Raw genomic sequence first — 1,088 nt, 5'->3', positions numbered from 1 at the left:
ATGAATGTCCGCATGTTACCAAATTAGCAAAGTTTAAACTGCCCAATTGCCCCACAGGCATGTTTTGGAACACTTTATGCAGGATATAAAACGTAAGACAATAAACATATGCATTATGAACCTGCTTGATTTTTACCGTCAATATCCCGACGAGGCATCCTGTGAGGAAGCCCTTCGCCGTTTCCGTGAGCATCATGGCCTGTTCTGTAGTCAATGCGGCGGTTTGCGCCTGAGCTGGAATCCGAGCCACAAGTCCTGGACGTGCATGGATTGCAAACATGAGATGCAACTTCGTTCCGGTACGGTAATGCAAGGCAGTCATCTGCCTGTTCGTGACTGGTTTGCTGCCATGTTCCTTCTGACGGCGACAAAGCGTGCCATATCCACCAAGGAGATACAGCGCCAGATTGGCCGTAAGCGTTACCAGCCTGTATGGGAGATGGTACACAAGCTGCGCGACGTGATGGGCAAGCGCGACGGACGCTACCCTCTCCATGGGGACATGGAGGTTGACGAGGGCTTCTTCTCCACGGAAACGCCCGAAGAACAGAAAGATTGCCCGTTGAAGCGCGGACGGGGAAGCCAGCGCAAGACCCCTGTCCTTGTCATGGCGGAAAGCAGCCTGCCAAAGACGCCTCCGGCCAAGAAGTACAGTACGCCCAAGAGTGTCGGGCATATAAAGATGCAGGTCATCGATGATTTCAAGGCTTCCACCATTACCGGCAAGATTAGGCAAGGAACGGACGGGAATGCCGATGTGACCACGGACGGGTTCAGCAGCTATGCCTCTCTTGGAAAGGACGGGGTGGCATCCTCCCATCATGCCGTCGTTACGGACGACAAAAGGAGTGTCGGGAAAGTCCTGCCATGGGTACACATTGTCATCAGCAACGCCAAGAGGAGCATACTGGACACTTACCATGACATAAAAGCGGAGTTCCTCCAGCTCTACCTCAACGAATTCTGCTACAAGTTCAACAGAAGGTATTTCGGATGTAGCCTCTTTGAAAGGCTTGAACTTTGTGCGTGTTCCTATAGGGCGGACTTCAAACATAGAATTTACTAATTGGCAACTTGCGGACATTCAT

General features: G+C 51.5%; 1 protein-coding gene. It reads left to right on the top strand.

Translation table 11 applies throughout. From position 1 onward, the window contains the following. Positions 1–115: 115 nt before the first annotated feature. On the top strand, positions 116–1,066 hold the full coding sequence (locus tag NW212_RS15200) for an IS1595 family transposase (RefSeq protein ID WP_258339455.1): 951 nt from the start codon (positions 116–118) through the stop codon (positions 1,064–1,066). The last annotated feature ends 22 nt before the right edge of the window (positions 1,067–1,088 follow it).

Origin of the sequence: Bacteroides sp. ET225, from assembly GCF_024733745.1 — a bacterium.
In the GTDB taxonomy this organism is placed as follows: Bacteria; Bacteroidota; Bacteroidia; order Bacteroidales; family Bacteroidaceae; genus Phocaeicola; species Phocaeicola excrementipullorum.
The sequence above is the reverse complement of the archived record's forward strand: the minus strand, read 5'-3'. Positions and strand labels throughout refer to the sequence as shown.